General features: G+C 61.8%; 16 protein-coding genes. 3 read left to right on the top strand and 13 right to left on the bottom strand.

Going from position 1 to position 20,093, the window contains the following annotated elements; all coding sequences use genetic code 11:
- Positions 1-151: 151 nt before the first annotated feature.
- The 5 genes from D8U61_RS16285 to D8U61_RS16265 form a co-directional block, all read right to left on the bottom strand.
- Complete coding sequence (locus tag D8U61_RS16285) at positions 152-661, bottom strand: hypothetical protein (protein ID WP_024013039.1); 510 nt, start codon at positions 659-661, stop codon at positions 152-154.
- Between the two features lie 8 nt (positions 662-669).
- On the bottom strand, positions 670-1,185 hold the full coding sequence (locus tag D8U61_RS16280) for a hypothetical protein (protein ID WP_122706290.1): 516 nt from the start codon (positions 1,183-1,185) through the stop codon (positions 670-672).
- Positions 1,182-1,889, bottom strand: a complete 708-nt coding sequence (locus D8U61_RS16275) for a hypothetical protein (protein WP_241663631.1) — start codon at positions 1,887-1,889, stop codon at positions 1,182-1,184. The genes D8U61_RS16280 and D8U61_RS16275 overlap by 4 nt, the downstream gene beginning before the upstream one ends.
- A gap of 172 nt (positions 1,890-2,061) precedes the next feature.
- Positions 2,062-3,357 (bottom strand): OprD family porin, encoded by a 1,296-nt coding sequence (locus tag D8U61_RS16270; protein ID WP_130927296.1) that lies wholly within the window; start codon positions 3,355-3,357, stop codon positions 2,062-2,064.
- 198 nt (positions 3,358-3,555) lie between these two features.
- Entirely contained in the window at positions 3,556-5,259 is a 1,704-nt protein-coding gene (locus D8U61_RS16265; protein ID WP_130927295.1) for an amidase, read from the bottom strand.
- Positions 5,260-5,703: 444 nt separating this feature from the next.
- Between D8U61_RS16265 and D8U61_RS16260 the strand changes: the two genes are divergently transcribed.
- On the top strand, positions 5,704-6,819 hold the full coding sequence (locus tag D8U61_RS16260) for an AI-2E family transporter (RefSeq protein WP_130927294.1): 1,116 nt from the start codon (positions 5,704-5,706) through the stop codon (positions 6,817-6,819).
- Between the two features lie 10 nt (positions 6,820-6,829).
- Positions 6,830-8,443 carry a mechanosensitive ion channel domain-containing protein gene (locus D8U61_RS16255; RefSeq protein ID WP_130927293.1) on the top strand — a complete coding sequence of 538 codons (1,614 nt, stop codon included), beginning with the start codon at positions 6,830-6,832 and terminating at the stop codon, positions 8,441-8,443.
- A 3-nt stretch (positions 8,444-8,446) separates the two neighbouring features.
- Here the strand turns inward: D8U61_RS16255 and D8U61_RS16250 are convergent, their stop codons facing one another.
- From D8U61_RS16250 to D8U61_RS16220, 6 genes are all read right to left on the bottom strand, one after another.
- Positions 8,447-9,712 (bottom strand): OmpP1/FadL family transporter, encoded by a 1,266-nt coding sequence (locus D8U61_RS16250; protein WP_241663632.1) that lies wholly within the window; start codon positions 9,710-9,712, stop codon positions 8,447-8,449.
- Positions 9,713-9,810: 98 nt separating this feature from the next.
- Positions 9,811-11,313 carry a glycine betaine/L-proline transporter ProP gene (proP, locus tag D8U61_RS16245; protein ID WP_024013032.1) on the bottom strand — a complete coding sequence of 501 codons (1,503 nt, stop codon included), beginning with the start codon at positions 11,311-11,313 and terminating at the stop codon, positions 9,811-9,813.
- A 582-nt stretch (positions 11,314-11,895) separates the two neighbouring features.
- Positions 11,896-13,194 (bottom strand): carbohydrate porin, encoded by a 1,299-nt coding sequence (locus D8U61_RS16235; protein ID WP_016774803.1) that lies wholly within the window; start codon positions 13,192-13,194, stop codon positions 11,896-11,898.
- Positions 13,195-13,291: 97 nt separating this feature from the next.
- Positions 13,292-15,697: a glucose/quinate/shikimate family membrane-bound PQQ-dependent dehydrogenase gene (locus D8U61_RS16230; RefSeq protein ID WP_130902679.1), complete on the bottom strand. Its 2,406-nt coding sequence runs from the start codon at positions 15,695-15,697 to the stop codon at positions 13,292-13,294.
- A 364-nt stretch (positions 15,698-16,061) separates the two neighbouring features.
- Positions 16,062-17,078 (bottom strand): NADP-dependent oxidoreductase, encoded by a 1,017-nt coding sequence (locus D8U61_RS16225; RefSeq protein ID WP_130927290.1) that lies wholly within the window; start codon positions 17,076-17,078, stop codon positions 16,062-16,064.
- A 55-nt stretch (positions 17,079-17,133) separates the two neighbouring features.
- Positions 17,134-17,922, bottom strand: a complete 789-nt coding sequence (locus D8U61_RS16220) for an SDR family oxidoreductase (protein WP_130927289.1) — start codon at positions 17,920-17,922, stop codon at positions 17,134-17,136.
- Between the two features lie 139 nt (positions 17,923-18,061).
- Between D8U61_RS16220 and D8U61_RS16215 the strand changes: the two genes are divergently transcribed.
- Complete coding sequence (locus D8U61_RS16215) at positions 18,062-18,664, top strand: TetR family transcriptional regulator (RefSeq protein WP_130927288.1); 603 nt, start codon at positions 18,062-18,064, stop codon at positions 18,662-18,664.
- 5 nt (positions 18,665-18,669) lie between these two features.
- On the opposite strand, the gene D8U61_RS16210 is transcribed toward D8U61_RS16215, so the two are convergent.
- Complete coding sequence (locus D8U61_RS16210) at positions 18,670-19,071, bottom strand: response regulator (protein ID WP_241663630.1); 402 nt, start codon at positions 19,069-19,071, stop codon at positions 18,670-18,672.
- Complete coding sequence (locus D8U61_RS16205) at positions 19,068-20,057, bottom strand: response regulator (protein ID WP_130927287.1); 990 nt, start codon at positions 20,055-20,057, stop codon at positions 19,068-19,070. The genes D8U61_RS16210 and D8U61_RS16205 overlap by 4 nt, the downstream gene beginning before the upstream one ends.
- Positions 20,058-20,093: the final 36 nt, after the last annotated feature.

Genomic DNA, 20,093 nt, shown 5'->3' with positions numbered 1-20,093 from the left:
GGCGCACAAGCCGGCGGATTCTGGCTTGGCTGTAGGCAATGGCGCAAGGATTTGTAGCCTTGAGACCGTGTCCGCAGGTGTCTTTTAAACAGCTTCGTTTAAATCAAAGAATTGCGCCGCAGTCCACCGCACCAGCCCACATCACCCAACCTTATGGTTGATACGGAATCAACTTGTCCCGGTCCATTTCCACCAACAACTGGTCGAGCATCTGCCGTTTGTTCTCGACCCCGGGAATCGGCACATACCACGTCATCACGCTCCAGCCTTCGCGGGAGTAGTTGTAGGTTTTGAGCAGTTGGCCATCCTTGAAGACCGAGCCGCGCAGGTTGTCCTGGTAGTGGTAGGGCATAGGGAAGGTGAACAGGGTGAAGACGTTGACCAGCGCCAGCCAGTTGACCTTGCCGTCGCTGGGTTCGGTGATCAACAGGCTGTAGCCGTTGCGGGTGTAACCGCCGTCGAGCATCGAGAACGCGCCGGTCTTTTTCAGGACGCTGACGGTTTCGCGCTGATGCTGCTCGTCGATGCGCGTATAGGCCGGCCCCATGCCGAGCGTGACCGGCACGTAGGCCTGATCGGCATGGTAATCGAGCGGTTGCAAGGTGTTGGCGCAGCCGCCCAGCATCAGTGAGGCACAGAGCAGGCCGGCGACTTTTATCATCGCGCGGTTCATTGCGCGACTGCCGGGATCAGCCGGTCCTGCTGCACATCCTGCGCGAAGGCGCGGGCGATGCGGCCGAGGTTCTGTTCGCGCATCTCGCCGCCCTGATCCAGTAGCCAGACGTATTTTTGAGTGATGTTGCGATAGGTGTATTGCTTCAGTCGCTTGTCACCCTGGAACACCGTGAATTCGGTTTGCGTGTCGAATTCGTTCGACAGCGGCAGCAAGAACAACGTCGCGGTGCTCAGCAGAATCACCGGAAACGGCGGCAGGTGACGTTCCACATTGAGTTTGACCTGCACGTTGTACTCGTCAGCTTTACCGCTGCCGGTTTCGATAGTGCGGAACACACCGGTCTGACGCAGGTGGTTGCGCAGGCTGGAGCCGTTTTCCGGATCATCGACCATAACGTGAATCGGCTGCAGATAATCCTGAGCGTCCGTAAGCGTGCGCTCGGGCAAGGTGTTGGTCGCCGCGCAACCGGTCAACAGAGCGGCGGCGGTGAGGGCGATGATTTTTTTCATGGTTTGGCATCCACGGCAATACCCGGAATGGGGCCGGTGAAGATGTAGGGCTGAGCACGGTTGAGGTCGAGTTTCAGCGGTTGCAGCGTTGGCAATCCTGGCGCCAGACGTTGCGCAATCAGCGCATCGCGGGCGTTCTGATCACTCCAGCGGAACGCGCAGAAACCGGCTGTCAGGCAGAACGAGCGGAACTCGCCGATGTAATAGGCCTTGCCGGGTTCCAGGCGCATCGGCAGGTTGAATTTTTCCCGCGCCTCTCTCGAGGTGAAAACAGTGCCTAGCCCAGGTTGATAACGTGCGGAAAAGAACTGGAAATCATAGAACTCGTAATCGCCCGGCTTCAGGGGAAGCACGAATACGCTCGCTGCGCCGACACCGTCCTGAACATCCTGCGGCGTGGAGTAAGCACCGGCCATTTTCCAGACGCCGGCCGCACCGTATTCGGAACCGCGTTTGCGGAAAAAGATTCGCTGGTTGTCAGCGGCTGATTGCTTGAGTGATTGCGGCCCGATTGAGCCAACGAGATAACTGACTGGCTCGCTTGCCTTGGGTTGCAAGGGTTCGCTGACCCAGGAAGCGCTTTCGGTAATGCAGCCGCTGAGCGTCGCGGCGAGCACGACGGCCGCTCCGAGTTTGAATAGCTGAAACATGTACATCCCTGAATCTGCTTGCGTTGATTGACTACAAACAGGAAGGTCAATCAATGCCTTCCTGGCTTGGCTTTTTATGCGGGGGCGCAGAATAAACGAGGTGATGGCACTTGGCTAGCCGCTGTAGGCGCTGCGGTACGCTGAAATCAATTGATTTGGATCTCAGGGAGCAACCTCAGGGTTTGTGGCCGACGCAGGAACCTGTGGGCGGGTTGATCGTGTTACCTCAGAAACCCAGCGGGTACTGGATGACCACGTAAATCCGGTCAATATCATCCCCGGCCTGCGCTTCGTTGGCGCGGTGGGTGACGTGCGACAGCTGCACCGACAGATCCTTCGCGGCGCCGGACTGCACGACATACTTCAGGTCGATATCGCGTTCCCAGTGCTTGCCGCCGCTGCCTTGTTGCGGTTGATAGTCGCCGCTGACGGCGTCGAACGGGTTGTAGGCGCCGCCCTTCGGCGCGTGCGTGCCGTCGATGTGGCTGCCGCTGACGTAGCGGGTCATGAAGTTCAGGCCGGGGATGCCGAAGGCGCCGAGGTCGAGGTCGTAGCGGGCTTGCCAGGAGCGTTCGTTGGCGCCGTTGAAGTCGGCGTATTTGATCGAGTTGGCGAGGTAGATCGAGTCGCCGCCGACGAAATCGAACGGCGTGTCGCCATTGATCCGTTGCCAGCCGAGCATCACCGCGTGCGCGCCAAAGTTGTATTTGCCGGAGAGGCTGAAGGCGCTGTTGTCGATCTCGCCGGCCAATGCGCGGCCGGTGTCGCGGGTGTGGTAGAGGTTGGCGTCGAGCAGCACGCCGGACTGTTTGAAGTGCAGGTTGCCGTAGTACTGGTGCCAGGTGTCGCTCAGTTCCGAGGCATACAACGCGCCGCCGATCGGGCTTGAGCTGAACAGATCGGCACCGACGAAGCTGATGCCGCCCGCTTCGGTGTTGGCGCCGTATCCAAAGAAATCGCCTTGGCCGGAAGAGCTGTCCTGGTTCTTGAACGCGGTGAAATGCCCGGCGACCAGATTGACGTTGTCGAACTCGGCGCTGTTGAGCAAAAAGCCTGTGGCGTATTCCGGTTGCAGGCGTTTGTCGGAGGTGTCGAAGACCGGGGTTTCTACGGTCATTTCGCCGAAGGCCAGAGTGGTGCGCGAAGCTTTCAATTTGAGCGCACCGCCCGCGCTGGAATAGTCGTGTTCGCTGCGGCCATCGCTGTCGACCGGTAGCAGGCCGGTGCCGGAATGGCCCTTGCCGCCGTCGAGTTTCAGGCCGGCGAAAGCGTGGGCGTCGATGCCGAAACCGACTGTGCCCTCGGTGAAACCGGATGAGAAGTTGCCGATAAAGCCTTGTGCCCATTCCTGTTTGTAGTTTTTCCCGGAGGGCGTGGGCGAGCGGTAGTCGTTGCTGAGGTAGAAGTTGCGCAGCAGGACATCGCTTTCGGCGTCGTCGAAAAAGCCGCTGGCGTGGGCGGTGCCGGTCAGACCGCAGAGCATGGCAAGCAGGGTGAGGCGGGAGGGGGCGCGGTTGATCATGGTCAGGGCCGGTGGTAATCAGGATGGCGCTGATGATCGGCGGATTGGCCTGGAAAGGATTGGGCCGGTGTGCTGAGTTGGCAGCCCTCACACCAAACCCTGTGGGAGCGGAACAGTCAGGTAGAACTGTGGCGGCTGTCAGGCCGCCATCGCTGCCAAGCCAGCTCCCACAGGGTTTGCGGGAGCTGACACAGTGCATCAAGCCAGCGGCGGTGTACGCGGTGGGATCTGGCGTTTGCTGCCGGTGGATTCAAAGGCGGCGGCGAAGCGCAGCAGGTTCGAGTCGTCGTACGCGCGGCCGGCGAAGGTCAGGCCGACGGGCATGCCGATGTCGGCCATCACACCCATGGGCACGGTGACGGTCGGGACGCCGAGGTGGCGGATCGCGAGGTTGCCGTTGGCCACCCAGACGCCGTTGCTCCAGGCGATATCCGCCGAGGCCGGGTTCACATCCGCATCCGCCGGGCCGACGTCGGCGACGGTGGGGAACAGCACGGCGTCGAGGCCGAGGCTGTCCATCCAGTCTTCGAGGTCGATGCGTCGGGTCTGCTCCAGACCGCGCAAGCCATCAGGCACGGTTGGGATTTCATTCCACGGCGTGATGCCGCGTTCGGCCATGCGCACGTATTCGTCCATGCCGGCGGCCAGATCGCCTTCGCGGTTGGGCAGGGTGCCCGGGTCGTGCGGGAAGATCTTCGGCCCGTCGACGTCAACCAGACGATTAAGCTTCGGGTCACCGTTGGCTTGCAGGAAGTCGTCGAACGCCCAGGCAGTCAGATCCCACAGTTCATGGTGCAGAAACTCTTTCGACACCAGCCCACGGGTGAATACGGTTGGCGCGCCAGGGCGGTCGCCCTCGCAGTTGGAGACTAGCGGAAAGTCGGTTTCGATGACTTCGGCGCCAGCGGCCTCAAGGGCCTGACGCGCCTGTTTCCACAAATCGATCACGGACGCGCGGGTGTTGATGCGCTGACCGGTCGGGCCGCCAATGCCGGGGGCTTCGCTGGTGCCAGCGTCCGGGTCGGCATTGATGTACATGCGCGGGATGGCGAAGCGTTTGCCGGCCAGGGCTTTGGCGTCGGCGGCCAGTTCGCTGTACGCAGCCGGGCGCACTTCGCTGACACGCGGGATCGGCACCCACGGCTGCAAGCGCCAGAGGTCGCCACGGGTGTCGGTATCTTCGGCGACGACCACGTCGAGCACTTCGAGCAGGTCGGCCATGGTCCGCGCGAACGGCACGACGACGTCCATGGTCGGGGTCAACGGCCAGTTGCCGCGCACCGAGATTACGCCGCGCGACGGGGTGTAGGCGCACAGGCCGTTGTTCGACGCAGGGCCGCGACCGCTCGACCAGGTTTCCTCGGCCAGGCCGAACGCAGCGAAACTCGCAGCGGTCGCGGTGCCGGCGCCGTTGGACGAGCCGGAGGCGAACGGTGCGGTCAGGTAGTCAGCGTTGTACGGGCTTTCAGCGCGGCCATAGACGCCGCGTTGCATGCCGCCATTGGCCATCGGCGGCATGTTGGTCTTGCCCAGGCAGATCGCCCCGGCAGCGCGCAGGCGCTCGATGGTGAAGGCGTCGCGATGAGCGATCAGATCGGCGAACGCCGGACTGCCGGAAGCAGCGGTCAGGCCCTTGACCAGATAGCTGTCCTTGGCGGTGTAGGGGATGCCATCGAGCGGGCCGAGGGTTTCACCGTTGGCGCGGCGGGCATCGGAGGCGCGGGCTTCGTTCAGCGCTTCGGGGTTGCGCACGACGACGGCGTTGAGTGCCGTCGGGGTGTCGGCGCCATCGTAGGCATCAATGCGCGCCAGATAGGCCTGCACCAGTTCCACGGCAGTGGTCTGGCCGGATTCGAGGGCGGCGCGCAGTTGGGCGATGGAGACTTCGGTGACTTCGATCATCGGGTCACCTGTTGAGCGTGGATGTTCTGGGCAGGGGTTTTCATAGCGGTTCTCGTGGCACGGCTTGAAGCGACAAGGTCGGGACTGGCGCCTATTTAACACCATGCGGCGGGCGGAGTAATCGGTGGGGTGATGGTTTTGTTGGTAGATGGCCTGAGCATCCGTGCTGCCTGACCTTGCGCTTTCGCGAGCAGGCTCGCTCCCACACTGGATTTGTGGGCGGGTTGAGATTGAGGATTAACGCAAAGCCCGGTGGGAGCGAGCCTGCTCGCGAAGGCGCCGGCAGATTCAAAAGGGTCTTGGCCCTGAAATACTGCTTTCGCCAGCAGGCTCGCTCCCACAGTGTGTTGTGTAAACCGATAATCCCGCGCCCCACAGGAAGACCGGCGCAACATGTTCTAGGCTCAGCGCATCCCGAATGCTGCACCGCTCAGGAATGTTGCCATGGAAGATAAGCCGCTGATTGCCTTCAACAGTTCCAAAGCCTTGCTAGACGTACTGATCCGCGCCGGGTTGATCGCGACCCTGGTGCTGTTCTGCTACGACATTTTCCATCCGTTTCTCAATGTGATGCTGTGGGCGCTGATCCTCGCGGTCACGCTGTATCCGCTGAACCAGAAACTCGGCGCCAGACTCGGCAACCGCTACGGTTGGGCGGCGATTGTGCTGGTATTGCTGGGGCTGGTGATCCTGATGGTGCCGCTGAGTCTGCTCGGCGCATCCGTGGCCGATTCGGTGAAGGTGGGCATGCAAACCGTGGAAGCGGGGCAGTTCGAGATTCCGCCGCCACCCGCCAATGTCGCCGACTGGCCGCTGATCGGCGCGCCGTTGTATGGCATCTGGATGCACGCTTCGCAGGACCTGAGCTGGGTATTCAAGGAACTGGCGCCGCACCTGACCAGTTGGGGTCGGGTGCTGTTGCATCAGGCCGCCGGCGTCGGTGCAGGCATCGTGGTGTTTGTCGTCGCGCTGATTGTCGCCGGACTGATCATGACCCACGGCGAACGCGGCCATCGCACGGCGGTGGCGATCACCACGCGGATTTCCGGCCCGGTGCGTGGCCCGCAGATCGCGCAACTGTGCACCTCGACCATTCGCGCGGTGGCGCAGGGCGTGGTCGGTATCGCTTTTATCCAGATGATCTTGATCGGCGTGGCACTGGTGATCATGGGCGTGCCCGCTGCCGGCGTGCTGGCGTTGATGGTGTTGCTGCTGGGCATCATGCAACTGCCGGTGCTGCTGGTTACCGTGCCGGTGGTGGTGTTTGTCTTTGCCCATGATGGCGTCGGCCCCGGCACGATCATCTTCGCCGTGTGGATGGTGATCGCCGGGCTCTCCGACAACGTGCTCAAGCCGATGCTACTCGGCCGTGGCGTGGCCGTGCCGATGCCGGTGGTGCTGATCGGCGCGCTGGGCGGCATGGTCACCAGCGGCATCATCGGCCTGTTCACCGGGCCGGTGATCCTGGCGGTCGGTTATGAATTGTTCATCGGCTGGGTCTATCAACCGGCCGACGTCAGCGAAGTGCTGGACGAAACCCCTCACGACAATCAGCCATAAGGAACGGCGCATGCGTAACAGGCTGATGGTGCTGGCGATGCTGCTGGCTGCAACACTGTGGTCCGGGCTCGGCCAGGCACAGGAAGACACCACGACAGCAACGGACGAAGCGGTAGAACTGAAAGTGGCCAACCGCAGCATCATGCTGTTTCGCGCAACCATTCTTGGCGAGGCGCCGGCCTCACGGGTCAAGCGGGCGAAGCGGGTGATCAGTGAAGCGTTGGAGGAAGACCCTGAGCTGAAAATCAGCACTGATTCGATCCAGAACAGTTACATGGTGCTGATCGGCAATACCCGTGCGTTCATCGTTGCACCGAAAGACGTCGACAGCCTGGCCTATTCCTCGGTGCAGGAAGCCGCCGAAGGCGCAGCGGAAAAACTGCGCCAAGTGGTCAACGAGACCCGTGAGGCGCGCAACGTGCAGATGATTGTGCGTTCGCTGGCGCTGGCGGCGGTGGCCACGCTGATCTATCTGGCGCTGCTGTGGTGCCTGTCATGGCTGCGCCACAAGCTGTTGGCGAAACTGCCGGCGCTGATGGATCGCCACACCAAGGCGCTGAAGGTCGGGCGGGTGCAACTGATCGATTCGAATTTTCTCTACCCGTTGGTCAGCCGCTGTCTGTTGTTCCTGCGCTGGTTGCTGATCCTGCTGCTGTCCTACGAATGGCTCGGTTTTGTCCTGTCACGCTTCCCGTATACGCGGCCGTGGGGCGAAAGCCTCAACAACTATCTCGTTGAACTGGCCAGTTATCTGTTGCAGGGCATCGTCGATGCGATACCGGGGCTGGGCGTGGCGCTGGCGATTTTCTTTATCGCCCGGGGCGTGACCGCATTTACCCGACGCATCCTGCGCCGGATGGCCGCGCCGGGGACGTTCAGCTGGCTCAACCATGAAACCCTGCAACCGACGCAACGCCTGACCGCACTGGCAGTCTGGCTGTTTGCGCTGGCGATGGCTTATCCCTATCTGCCCGGCGCCGGGACCGATGCGTTCAAAGGCTTGTCGGTGCTGATCGGCCTGATGATTTCCCTTGGCGCCACCAGTGTTGTCGGGCAAGCGGCGGCCGGGTTGATCCTGACCTACACGCGGACTTTGCGCCCCGGCGAGTTTGTCAGGATCGGCGAGTACGAAGGCACCGTCACCGAATTGGGCATGTTCACCACGCGGATTCGCACCGGCCTCGGTGAAGTGCTGACGCTGCCCAACTCGATGATCACCGGCACCGTGACCAAGAACTACTCGCGCACCGTGCAAGGCCCGGGCTACGTGGTCGACACGGTAGTGACCATCGGCTATGACACGCCGTGGCGCCAGGTCGAAGCGATGCTGCTGGAGGCGGCCAAACGCACGCCGGGCGTGCTCGAAGACCCGCCGGCGCAGGTGTTCCAGACCGCGCTGTCGGACTTCTATCCCGAGTATCGACTGGTGGCCCAGGCCATCCCCAGCCAGCCACGTCCGCGCGCGGTGTTGCTGAGCATGCTCCACGCCAATATTCAGGACGTGTTCAATGAATACGGCGTGCAGATCATGTCGCCGCATTACCTGGGCGATCCACAGCAGGAAAAACGCGTGCCGCCGGAGCAGTGGTTCACCGCACCGGCGCAGGCGCCGAAGGATCAGTGATCCCTAGAAACGCCAGACCACGCCGCCGCCCAGCACATGCAGGGCGGCGTTTTTGTATTCGCCGGAGACCGAGCCGCCGGAGCGTGCTTTGGTCTGTTGCACGTCCATGTCACCGAGGTAGATCAGCGTGTAGCTCATGTGCACGTCGACATCTTCCTGCAACGCATAACTGACCCCGGTCGCCAGGCGCCACGCTTCGTTCATCGGGTTGTCGACGGTGCGATCCTTGTCATCCACTGCCGAGGAGTCGTAACCGAGGCCGACGTTCCAGCGCAGTTTCGGGTTGATCTGGTGCTGCGCGCCGATCGAGGCATGCCAGGTGTCCTTGTATTGCCGCTGCGCCGTTCTGGCAGTCGAGCCCAGGTCGGTATCGACTTCCACGCCGACCTTGCCGAAATCGCTCCAGTCCTGCCAGCCGAGGCTGCCGAGCAGCGTCCACTGCGGATCGAGCTGGTAGGACACGCTGGTGGTGACGGTCTGCGGCACGTTCATGTCGACGTTCAGCTGATCGGCGTCAAGACGGTTGAGCGCCAGACGCAGCAGCGGATTGGTGATTTTCTTCAGCTCGGTTTTGTCTTCGAATTTGAGCTTGATCTTGCTGGTCCACGCCAGCCCGAGTCTGGTCCGCTCGTTGAGGTTGTAGAGCACGCCGACGTTGGCGCCCGTGCCCCAGTCGGTGTCCTTGTAACGCAACTGACCATCCTCGGCGTTGCCCAGACCGAGCACGTTATTGTTGACCGCCACTTCGGTGCGGAAGTAGCCAAGCATGAAGCGCGGGCCGAGGCCGACGGACAGGTCGTCGGTGATCTTGTAGGCATAGGTGGGCTGGAACGACACACCGATAATGGCCGACTCCTGAGCGAAATAGCGCCCGGCCCAGTCATCGTCGTAGTCCAGCGCCAGACCGAAATTGCCGTACATGCCGAAGCCGATCGAGGAGCGCTCATCGAGTTGATGGCTGATGAAGAAGCTGGAGCCGGGCAGGTACTTCAAGGCGTTGCCACCTTCGTTGCCGCCGAAGGTATTGGCGTTGTCGCGGGAGAAGCTGACGTCGCCGAGGATCAACTGCGCGTTGAAGTTGATCTGCGTGCCCGCCAGTTGGCTGATGCCCGCCGGGTTGGTCATCAGAATGCTCGGGTCGCTGGCCATGACCGCAGAGCCGGCGTTGGCCAGCCCGGTGCCTTCGTGGCCGGCCTCGTAAATCATGATGCCGCCGGCTTCGGCCTGGAGGCTGGCGAAGAGCAATCCGCCAGCGACCGAACTTTTCATCAGCTTGAACATGTGAACTCCTTGAATGGCATGCGATCCGGTTTCAAGGCTAGCTCAAGCTCGGCGCGGCGTCGGACCGATTGCCGACGCCGCACTGATCAATCGATGCGCGGATGCTGGAGCGCCAGTTCCTTGCGCTTGGCTTCCAGCGCGGCGATTTCGGCATCGATGTCTTCGATTTTCTGCTCGATGTTGTCGTGGTGTTCTTGCAACAGCTCCTTGGCTTCTTCCAGGTCGGAAGCCGCCGGGGCCGCGCCGCGCAGGGGCTTGTTGGCGGTTTCCTTCATGGTCACGCCAGTGACCAGACCGACCACGGCGATGACCATCAGGTAATACGCAGGCATGTACAGATCGTTGGTGCTTTCCACCAGCCAGGCCACGGCAGTCGGGGTCAGACCGGCGATCAGCACCGAGACGTTGAAGGCACTGGCCAGCGCGCTGTAGCGGATGTGCGTGGGGAACATCGCCGGCAGGGTCGAGGCCATCACGCCGATGAAGAAGTTGAGCAGCACCGCGAGGATCAGCAGGCCGGAGAAGATCAGGCCGATGCTGCCGCTGTTGATCAGCATGAACGCCGGAATGGCGAAGATGAACAGGCCAATGCTGCCGACGACGATGAAGGGCTTGCGGCCGATCTTGTCGCTGATGAAACCGATCAGCGGCTGCACGAAGAGCATGCCGACCATGATTGCGATGATGATCAGCACGCCGTGGTTTTCGCTGTAGTGCAGGTTGTGCGTCAGGTAACTCGGCATGTAGGTGAGCAGCATGTAATAGGTGACGTTGGTCGCCGCCACCACGCCGATGCAGGTCATCAGGCTGCGCCAGTGTTTGGTTGCGACTTCCTTGAACGACACCTTCGGGCCACCGGCGAGGCCTTCGCGGTCGCCTTGTTCGAGTTTTTCCACGTGCTGCTGGAACGCCGGGGTTTCTTCCAGGGCGTGGCGCAGATACAGGCCGATCATGCCCAGCGGCAGGGCGAGGAAAAACGGAATCCGCCAGCCCCATTCTTCGAAGCGCTGTTCACCAAGAATCGTCGAGATCAGCACCACCACGCCCGCGCCGAAGACGAAACCGGCGATCGAGCCGAAATCCAGCCAACTGCCGAGGAAGCCGCGCTTACGGTCGGGCGCGTATTCAGCGACGAAGATCGAGGCGCCGGTGTATTCGCCACCGACCGAGAAACCTTGGGCCATTTTCGCCAGCAACAGCAGGATCGGCGCCCAGATGCCGATCGAGGCATAGGACGGAATCAGGCCGATGGCGAAGGTGCTCAGGGACATGATGACGATGGTCGCGGCGAGGACTTTCTGCCGTCCGTATTTGTCGCCGAGCGCACCGAAGAACAAACCGCCAAGCGGACGGATGAGGAAGGGCACGGAGAAGGTCGCCAGCGCGGCGATCATTTGCACGCCGGGATCGGCGCCGGGGAAGAAGACCTTGCCGAGCACATAGGCGACAAAGCCGTAGACGCCAAAGTCGAACCATTCCATGGCGTTGCCCAGTGCGGCGGCGGTGATCGCCTTGCGCATCTTGGCGTCGTCGACGATGGTGATGTCTTTCAAACCGATCGGTTTGACGGTGTTCTTGCGTGATTTCATTGCGCTGTTCCCGCTCGCTGATCCAGATTACCGCTGCGATGCCATCTCCATGATGGCGCCGGCTCTTCTGGCTCAGATACATGCAGACACGAAATAATTCACCGATAGGCTGGAATTAATTTCGACAGGTGGGGCGGGTGGTCGGTGCGCTGAAGAGCTTGGTTGGAGCATTCAAGATAGTTGTTGCCTGAGCCCATGCCATCGCGAGCAGGCTCACTCCTACAATTTTGCGCGGCGAATCACAATTCCCTGATCCAACACAAATCCCGTGTGGGAGCGAGCCTGCTCGCGAAGGCGGCGCTACATTCAATATCGCAGTCGCCTGACCCGACGCTTTCGCGAGCAGGCTCGCTCCCACAATTGCAGCGGCGAATCCAACTTTCCCACCTGACCCAAACCCCCTGTGGGAGCGAGCCTGCTCGCGAAGGCGGCGCTACATTCAACATCGCAGTCGCCTGACCCGACGCTTTCGCGAGCAGGCTCGCTCCCACAGTGGTTTTGTGTTTTTCAGGGATTTTGCGCACGCCGCCAATCCTGCAGGAGTGAGCCTGCTCGCGATGACGGCAGCCTTTCACCAAAGGCTTAAAGTGCAGCCTTTACTTGCAAACCCACCACCAGCGCATTATCGATGTCCTGCCCGGAAAACGCCCCCGGTTCGATGATGTATTGCAGGTTCGGGCGCAGGGTCAGCCATGGGGTGGCCTGGTAGCCGTAACCCAACTCGATCAACTGCTCGGCGCTATCGAGGTTCGGGAACGCAGCACCATTGGCCAGCGCGGCATCCTGCTGCACATCGCGGCTGCGCGGGTTTGGCACGGCGCGGCCGTAGCCCAGCGCCAGGGTGTCACGCGGGCGGCCTTCGAACGGTTTGTACAAAACCACACCGGTGCCGTACCACTTGCTGAACGGCGAGGCCGCTTCGCTGGCCGCCGAATACTGACCGAAGGCATGCAGGCTGCGGCCTTCGGAGGTCGGCGAACGCCATACGGCCTGATCGATCAACAAATAATGTCCGCCACGACCGGACACTTCATCGTCGCTGCCAATGCGTTTGACGTCGGAGCTGTCGTAGTAATAGCCGAGCTTGTACTCACCCGGCAGCTCGCCGGCGTGCTTGTACACCAACTCGATCGGCACGACGGTGCCAGTGGTGTGCTTCGGCCCCAGATGCCAGGCGCGGCTGGAATTGCCGTTGCTCTCGGGGTCGACGTTGAACGCTGCCACACGCAGCTGCCAGGACGGCGACAAATCGTATTTGACCCGCACGCCCAGACGCGCGTTGGGGTAGTTGGTCCAGCCGCTGCCGCCGGACATGTTCAGCGGGTGACCGCAGAAGCCGGCGTTCATGAAGTTGCACAGAATGCCGCTGTCGAGACCGCCGAGGTCGTTGCCCATGGCCATGTAACCGAGCTTCACATTCAGCGCTGGGGTGAACAGGCTGCGCTCGTAACTCAGTTCAGTCAGGCGCGTGTACAGGCCGCCGTAGTTTTCCTGAATCGGCAGGCGGTTGCCGACCAGATCTTCCGAAGCGCTGTTGCCGCGCCGGTCGTTGATGGTCAGTTGCACTTTGCCGGCGTTGTCGACGCCGTAAAGTTTGCTCAGATCAAACTGCACGCCGAGTTTGATGTTCTGCGAGTAGCGCGCCGAACGGTGCAGGCCGCCGTCGGCGTTGTAAGCGGTTTCGCCGCTGTAATCGCCAGTGAACTTGACGCCGTCTTCATCGAGTTGATGACGCAAGCCGCCCCAGTCACCGGTCAAGGTGCTGCGGGTCAGTAGATCGGAATCGCTGGCGGCCAGCGCGGGGAGGGCAGTGGTGCAGCTCAGGCCCAGCAACAGGCCAGTGGAAAGCGTGGTACGAGAAAAGCGAACAGCCGATGACATGTGAATCCTTCCTGCTGAAATCTTTAACGCAATAAAACGGCGACGCGGTGCTTTGGGGCACCGCGCGCTTGGAGGAGGTTGGTGGTGCGGCAGCGAATTACGGCAGGGCGTAGGCCATCACGTAATCGCCCCGATCGGTCGACTGGCGTGCGCCGCCAGCAGTGACGACGATGTACTGCTTGCCAGTCTTCGGCGAAACGTAGGTCATCGGGCCGCCCTGGCTGCCGACCGGCAGACGGGCTTTCCAGACTTCTTCACCGTTGCCGCTGTTGAAGGCGCGCAGGTAGAAGTCCTGGGTGCCGGCAATGAAGATCAGGCCGCCCTGGGTCGACAGGGTGCCGCCGAGGGTTGGCAGACCGATCTTGATCGGCAAGTGCATGCGGATGCCCAGGGGACCGGTGTCTTCAACGGTGCCGACCGGAACCTGCCATGCGACTTTCTGGGTCTTCATGTCGATCGCGGTCAAGGTGCCGAACGGCGGCGCCTGGCACGGAATGCCGGCCACCGACAGGAAGCGGTTCTTGTTCACCGCGTACGGCGTGCCTTTGAGCGGCACAGCGCCCATGCCGGTGTTCAGCGCTTCGCCACCGCCAGCGGCCTGGCCTTTGTTCTGCGACGGGATCATCTGGATCCACAGACCCAGGCGCATGTCGTTGACGAAGATGAAACCGTGCACCGGGTCAGTGGAGATGCTGCCCCAGTTCATGCCGCCCAGCGAACCCGGGAAACTCAGCGATTTGTCGGTACCCGGTGCGGTGTACAGACCGTCGTAGCGCATGCTCTTGAAGTCGATGCGGCAGAGCAACTGGTCGTACGGCGTGGCGCCCCACATGTCCGATTCGGTCAGGTGCTGCGCGCCGATCTGCGGCATGCCCACGGATTTCGGCTGAGTCGGCGAGTACGGCTCGTTGGGGATGTTCGCGGCTTTCACCGGTACTTCCTTGACCTCGGTCAGCGGCTTGCCGGTGGCGCGGTCGAGCACATAGATCTGCCCGGCCTTGGTGCCGATGACCAGCGCCGGAACGCTTTGGCCGTCCTTGTCGAAGTCGATCAGGCTCGGCTGCATCGGCAGGTCGAAGTCCCACAGATCGTTGTGCACGGTCTGGAACACCCAGCGTTCTTCACCGGTGCTGGCGTCCAGCGCGAGGATCGAGGCGCCGTACTTGTGGTCCAGTTCGCTGCGCTCTACACCATAGATGTCGGTGGACGAGCTGCCCATCGGCAGGAATACGGTGTTGGTCGCCGCGTCGTAGGACATCGGCGCCCAGCTGTTCGGCGTGCTGCGTACGTAGGTTTTGCCGTCGGCCGGCGCGTTGCGATCCTGCGGGTTGCCCGGGTCGAACGCCCAGCGCATGGTGCCGGTGATCACGTCAAAACCACGGATCACACCGCCTGGCATGTCGCTTTGCACGTTGTCGGCAACACGACCGCCAACCACCACGGTGGTGCCAGCCATCAATGGCGCGGACGACAACTGATAGTAGCTGTCCGGAACATCACCCAGACCGGCCTTCAGATCGACCTGGCCGTTGTTGCCGAAACCCTGGCAGAACTCGCCGGTGTCGGCATCGACCGCGATCAGGCGGGCATCGATGGTGTTGGTCAGCAGACGACGCTGGCAGTTGGCGGCCGGCTCGGGTTTGGCTTCGATGATCGAAGAGTTGCTCGGCTGAGCGATGGTGACGGTGGCATCGAAATAGGCCATGCCACGGCAGCGCTGCCAGACTTTCGACTGGGCGTTGATCTGGTTTTTCCAGATTTCCTTGCCGGTGTCGGCGTCCAGCGCGATCAGGTTGTTGTGCGGGGTGCAGATGAACACCTTGTTGCCGACCTGCAGCGGGGTGAGCTGGTCTTCGGCGCCGTTGCCATCGCTCTCGGCGACGTCACCGGTGTGGTAGGTCCACGCGACTTTCAATTTGTCGACGTTGTTGCGGTTGATCTGATCGAGCGCGGCGAAGCGGCTGCCACCTTCGGTGTTGCCGTAGTGCGCCCAGTCTTTCTGCGCCTTGGCCGGCTCGACCGGTGTCAGGCCCGGGCCAGCGCCAGTCGCCGCAACCGTCGGGTGAGCGACAAACATGTTGCCCGCCGCAACCGCGACACCGACCGCGAGCACAGCGGCCACGGCATACGCGCCACGACCCGCCTCGCGGCCACTGGCACGCGCCAGCAGCGGGTAGACCAGAGCGACGACCATACCGATCGCGCTGAACATGAACAGCCGCGAGAACACCGGCCAGAACACCAGCCCCGCGTCAGCCACGGCCCAGATCGCGGTGGCCACGAGAAATGCGCCGAACAGCCAGGCGCCTGCAGTTTTCTTCAGTGCGATCAGCACCCCGGAAACGGTCATCGCCAGACCGCCGACCAGGAAGTACCAGGAACCGCCCAGGCTGACCAGCTTCACACCGCCGGCCGCGAGCGCCAGACCGAGCAGGGCGATGATCACGCCAAGGCCGACCAGAATGAACGTTGAAACGCCTGAGACGCGTTGACTGTGGTTCACATTGAAAGTCCCGTTTGAATGAAGCGCGGGATTATAACGGTAACTAACCATTCAGTTAACCGCAGTTTTGCCAGGAAAACGTGCACTTCTGTGAATCACAGCGTGGTGCAGGATGGGCAAAATGCAAGTTGAGAGGGGTTTCTCGACGTTTCAGCGGGGATGGCGAGTCGGGCGTGCAGTTGCAATGCACATATACAAACACCGCGTTGAATTCACCCCTCATCGGAACGCCGCCCGCCCAGCCCTCTCCCCGGGGAGAGGGAGCCGATTGGTGGCTTTTCAGAACTTGTGTTCACCTCGGTATTGCAGGTTGGAATCACTCGATCAAACAACTCGGTCAGTTCCCTCTCCCTCCGGGAGAGGGCTAGGGTGAGGGGCTTTTGAGGTTGGCCGCGATGGCAACCTTGCCCTTAGCCCGACCTTGTTCAACGTAGTGCAACGCGTCAGCTATCTGATCGGACGGAAAAGTACGATCAACCACCGGTTTGATCACTCCTGCCTCAATCAACGCAGTGATTTTTTGCAACTGAACGCCATCGGCACGCATGAACAGAAACGAATAATCCACCCCATGCTTGCGCGCCTTGCGCCGAATGCCACTGCTGAGCAGACGCATGACCAGCCCCAGCAGCCAGGACAAACCCTGCTCCTGAGCGAACTGCGCAGTCGGCGGCCCTGACAGGGAAATCAGCTGCCCGCCCGGTTTCAACACCTTTAACGATTTCTCCAGCACATCGCCGCCGAGGCTGTTGAGCACCACGTCGTAGTCGCGCAGCTCAATGGCGAAATCCTGCTGCTTGTAATCGATCACCACATCAGCGCCCAGCGCCTTGACCCAATCGACATTCGCCGTGCTGGTCGTAGTCGCAACAAAAGCACCGAGGTGTTTGGCCAGTTGAATGGCGACCGTGCCAACGCCACCGGAGCCGGCGTGAATCAGCACTTTCTGGCCTTTTTGCACGTTGGCGACTTCGACCAGTGCCTGCCACGCCGTCAACGCCACCAGCGGCATGCAAGCCGCCTCGGTCATGGCGAGATTGGCGGGTTTCAACGCGATCGCTGTTTCATCGACAGCGATGCGTTCGGCAAACGTGCCAATCCTGTTTTCAGGCGCACGCGCATAAACCCCATCGCCCGGCTTGAAACGCTTGACCGCCGCACCGGTGCTGAGCACCACACCGGCGACATCGTTGCCCAATATCAAAGGCATTTGATAGGGCAGGATCATCTTGAATTCGCCGCTGCGAATCTTCAGATCCAGCGGGTTGACGCTGCTGGCGCGCACTTCGATCAGCACGTCGTGCGCGCCAACCATCGGTTCGGGCAGGTCGCCAATCCGGCCGTTCTGCTTGCCGTAGCGCTCGATGAAAAATGCCTTCATTGCGGATGCTCTTGTCGGTAGAAACCCACCGGCATAGCGGCGGGTCTGGATGAGGTCAGGCCTGAGTCAGATAACGCTGCGCCACCGCCGACTGGCGAATCTGCCCCAACAGCCCCTGACGCGCCGCTTGCAAGGCATCCCAGCGCTCGCCTTCGTGCAGCGGCGGGATGGTCACGACTTCGCGACGGTCGAAGCCGACCAGCGCGGCATCGACCATATCGCCGACTTCCATGATGTCGGTGAGGGTGTTGATGTCGATACCGGCGCGGTCCCAGATTTCCGTGCGGGTGGCCGCAGGCAGCACGGCTTGCACGTACACGCCTTGTGGCGACAGTTCCAGGCTCAGGCCCTGGGAGAGGAACAGTACGAACGCCTTGGTCGCGCCATACACCGACATGCCGAACTCCGGCGCCAGGCCCACCACCGAGCCGATGTTGATGATCGCGCCGTCGCCGGCCTTGGCCAGACGTGGGGCGATGGCACTGGCCAAACGCACCAGCGCCGTGGTGTTGAGCGCGACCAGTTGCGCCACGCTGTCGGTGCTCTGCTCGATGAAGGTACCGGACTGCGCGGCGCCGGCATTGTTGACGAGGATGCCGACGCGCGCGTCGTCACGCAGACGCGCCTCGACGGTTTGCAGGTCGCTGAGTCGGGTCAGATCGGCTTGCAGCACTTCGACATTGACGTTGTGTTCAGCGCGCAAACCGGCGGCGAGGGTGTCCAGACGAGACTGGTCACGGGCGACCAGCACCAGATCGTGCCCGCGCTGGGCGAAACGTGCGGCGTAGACCGCGCCGATGCCGGTGGAGGCGCCAGTAATCAGAACAGTAGGGCGAGTAGTCATGGTGTGGGCTCTTTGTCAGTTGAAGACTGATTGCGGGCCTTTAGGATGATGATCCAAATCTAAGCTGTCAACGGTTTTGATTACGGCCAACATCTATGTATCATCGGCCCATGAATTTTCAGCGCTGGAGGTATTCAACATGCGCGTATCCAAAGCTCAGGCACAGGCCAATCGCGAGCACATTGTCGAAACGGCATCAGTGATGTTCCGCGAGCGCGGTTATGACGGGGTCGGCGTGGCTGACCTGATGGCGGCCGCCGGTTTTACTCACGGCGGTTTCTACAAGCACTTCGGCTCCAAAGCCGACTTGATGGCCGAAGCCTCGGCCAACAGCCTGGCGCAGTCCACGGCCGCCGCCGAAAGCATGAGCGTGGAGGATTTCATCGACGTGTACGTGTCGCGCGAGCATCGCGACGGCCGCTCCACCGGTTGCACCATGGCAGCGCTGTGCGGCGATGCGGCGCGGCAGTCGGGGGATGTGAAAGCGGCGTTCGCTGAAGGCATTGAGCGCACGTTGCAGACGCTCGGCGAGAAATACCCGACGGCAGCGGATGCACCGCAAGGTGAGGGCCGAACCCGGATGATCGACCTGCTGGCCCGCGCCGTCGGGGCGATCATGCTGTCGCGCGCCTGCCCGGATGACTCGGCGCTGGCCGATGAGATTCTGGCGGTGTGTCACGCTTCGATGACTGAGTCGCTACCCGCGATCGAAACTGCGGAACAAGACGCGCAGGACAGCTGAAGCGATCAGTGCTGGCGGTGCAGGGCCTTGTCGAGTGCCGCCAGCAAAACCTCTTCTTCGAAGGGTTTGCACAGGCATTCAAACGCCTGGTAATGCCCGGACTCAGCCAGCGCCGCCTCGTCCCAATGGGCGGACATGCAGATCACCGGAAACTGTCGCGGCAGTTCGCGCATCACGTCGATGCCGGACAGGCCGGGCATGCGCAGATCCAGCAGCAGGCAGGCGATTTCGGCGAAGTCGGCTTCGGCGAGAAACGCTTCGCCACTGGCATAAACCTGCGCGCGATAACCGACCGAACGCAGCAGATTCGACAGGCTTTTGCGCACCGACGCGTCGTCATCGACGATGCAGACAATCGTCGGTCGGGGGTTCTCGATCGCCGTCGGACGACCCGCCGGGGCGCTCACGACAGGCTCGATGGGCCAGGCGAAGGCGCAGCGCTGATCAGTCCGTAGAGTTCGACGAGGTTGACCAGCGAGCGGGTCTGCATCTTCGCCATGATGTGTTTGCGATGAACCTTGGCGGTCACTTCACTGGTGCCCAATTGGTTGGCGATCTGCTTGTTCGACAGACCGCCGACAATCAGCGGCAGCACCTCGCGCTCACGCGGTGTCAGCTGCGCCGCCAATTGCCGCACGTGCTGAACCCGTTGCCATTGATTGAACGCAGTCGCGGCGTGTTGACGGGTGCTGCGCAGAATGCCGAGCAGTTCATCGTCATTGAATGGCTTGGTCAGAAACTCCACCGCGCCGGCCTTCATCGCCTGCACCGACATCGGAATCGTGCCGTGGCCGGTCATGAAGATCACCGGCCACGGCAAGCCGCGCTCGTTCAGCGCCGCCTGCAATTGCAGGCCTGTGGTTTCGGGCAGGCTGACGTCGAGCAACAGGCACGCCGGGCCGCTGGCGATGTCGGCCTCGAGCAGTTCTTCGGCGGACTGGAAAATCCGGTGTTCGATGTCTTCGGCGCGCAACAAGCGGCTCAATGCGCTGCGCACGCAGGCCTCATCGTCAACGATGAACACCGGCACCGATTGCGTATCGACCAACGGCGGCTGCGCCACCATCGGCGCCGAGGCCAAGGCGTTGAACACGGGCAGTTTGGATTCGCGGTCTTTCAATAATCGGTAACCTCGACGGGCAACCGTCTGGATGATTTCTTTTTCCCCGAGCAGTTTGCGGAGAGAGGAAATCTGCACTTGCAGATTGTTCTCTTCGACGACGATGTCCGGCCACACCTGATTGATCAGCTCGTCCTTGCTGACGATGCGCCCATCGGCCTGCATCAGTACCGAAAGTATTTCGAACGCCCGCCCGCCCATGCGCAAGGGCCGGCCATCGAGAAAGGCTTCGCGCCGTTCCAAAGAAATCGTGGCTTGGCCGAGTCGGATCATGCGGGCCTCTGCGTTGCGGTGAGAAGGACAGGGCGC

It is taken from the genome of Pseudomonas sp. Sample_14 (assembly GCF_004307515.1).
Classification (GTDB): Bacteria; Pseudomonadota; Gammaproteobacteria; order Pseudomonadales; family Pseudomonadaceae; genus Aquipseudomonas; species Aquipseudomonas atacamensis.
Note: the sequence above shows the minus strand (reverse complement) of the source record. Positions and strands in the feature narration are given on the sequence as shown.

What these genes read in the sequence shown, in the direction of transcription:
- D8U61_RS16285 (WP_024013039.1), bottom strand. Translation starts at nt 661, where the DNA reads ATGATAAAAGTCGCCGGCCTGCTCTGTGCCTCACTGATGCTGGGCGGC.
- D8U61_RS16280 (WP_122706290.1), bottom strand. Translation starts at nt 1,185, where the DNA reads ATGAAAAAAATCATCGCCCTCACCGCCGCCGCTCTGTTGACCGGTTGC.
- D8U61_RS16270 (WP_130927296.1), bottom strand. Translation starts at nt 3,357, where the DNA reads ATGATCAACCGCGCCCCCTCCCGCCTCACCCTGCTTGCCATGCTCTGC.
- D8U61_RS16265 (WP_130927295.1), bottom strand. Translation starts at nt 5,259, where the DNA reads ATGATCGAAGTCACCGAAGTCTCCATCGCCCAACTGCGCGCCGCCCTC.
- D8U61_RS16260 (WP_130927294.1), top strand. Translation starts at nt 5,704, where the DNA reads ATGGAAGATAAGCCGCTGATTGCCTTCAACAGTTCCAAAGCCTTGCTA.
- D8U61_RS16255 (WP_130927293.1), top strand. Translation starts at nt 6,830, where the DNA reads ATGCGTAACAGGCTGATGGTGCTGGCGATGCTGCTGGCTGCAACACTG.
- D8U61_RS16250 (WP_241663632.1), bottom strand. Translation starts at nt 9,712, where the DNA reads ATGAAAAGTTCGGTCGCTGGCGGATTGCTCTTCGCCAGCCTCCAGGCC.
- proP (WP_024013032.1), bottom strand. Translation starts at nt 11,313, where the DNA reads ATGAAATCACGCAAGAACACCGTCAAACCGATCGGTTTGAAAGACATC.
- D8U61_RS16235 (WP_016774803.1), bottom strand. Translation starts at nt 13,194, where the DNA reads ATGTCATCGGCTGTTCGCTTTTCTCGTACCACGCTTTCCACTGGCCTG.
- D8U61_RS16225 (WP_130927290.1), bottom strand. Translation starts at nt 17,078, where the DNA reads ATGAAGGCATTTTTCATCGAGCGCTACGGCAAGCAGAACGGCCGGATT.
- D8U61_RS16220 (WP_130927289.1), bottom strand. Translation starts at nt 17,922, where the DNA reads ATGACTACTCGCCCTACTGTTCTGATTACTGGCGCCTCCACCGGCATC.
- D8U61_RS16215 (WP_130927288.1), top strand. Translation starts at nt 18,062, where the DNA reads ATGCGCGTATCCAAAGCTCAGGCACAGGCCAATCGCGAGCACATTGTC.
- D8U61_RS16205 (WP_130927287.1), bottom strand. Translation starts at nt 20,057, where the DNA reads ATGATCCGACTCGGCCAAGCCACGATTTCTTTGGAACGGCGCGAAGCC.